Annotated in this window: 1 protein-coding gene and 1 pseudogene; one reads left to right on the top strand and one right to left on the bottom strand. The window is 67.1% G+C overall.

Going from position 1 to position 727, the window contains the following annotated elements:
- A pseudogene (locus tag KUM32_RS41605) lies at positions 1-319 on the bottom strand (radical SAM protein); the annotation flags it as partial.
- A 145-nt stretch (positions 320-464) separates the two neighbouring features.
- On the opposite strand from KUM32_RS41605, the gene KUM32_RS41610 reads away from it, so the two are divergent.
- A partial coding sequence (locus KUM32_RS41610) for an SRPBCC family protein (RefSeq protein ID WP_217146817.1) occupies positions 465-727 on the top strand: 263 nt, incomplete at its 3' end.

Raw genomic sequence — 727 nt, forward strand, 5'->3', positions numbered from 1 at the left:
ACTCGCGACGCAGCACCTCGGGCGCGTTGACCTTCACCACGATCTGCGAGTCGAAACCGATACCGGTGTCCAGGTCCAGATAGCTGTGCGTCTTGCGCGCGAAGCAGTACACACACGCGTGTGAGCAGCCGCGATAGGGGTTGACGGTCCACTCGAACGGCATCCGGGACGCGCCCGGCACGCGGTTGACCAGCGAGCGGGCCCGCACCTCGTGGAAGGTGATGCCGCGGAACTCGGGGGTGTCGAAGGTGCGCGTCACGCTGGCCGTGCCGAACAGCGCGGGTGCCGCCTTCTCCTCCGCCAGGGTCTCCCAGCGCATGTGCACCTCCTCGGTCGTACGCCCTGCCTAATAGAACATACGTGCTATTCGGAGGGTGTCAACCTCCGATTTGGGCGGATGCCGGGAAGGTGGTTGGCTTGCCGATCACGCACGACAGCACGCGCACAGGACCGGAGGAACAGCGATGGCGCAGGTCGAGGCCACCACGGAGCGGATCATCAGGGCGGGCGCCGAGGACGTGTTCGATGCGCTCGCCGACTACAACGGCACCCGCCAGCGGGTCATGCCCGAGCAGTTCAGCGAGTACGAGGTACGCGAGGGCGGCGACGGCGAGGGCTCCCTGGTGCACTGGAAGCTCCAGGCGACCAGCAAGCGGGTGCGCGACTGCCTCGTCGAGGTGACCGAGCCCACCGACGGCCAGCTCGTCGAGAAGGACCGGAACTCCAC

This window comes from Streptomyces sp. AC627_RSS907 (assembly GCF_019049165.1).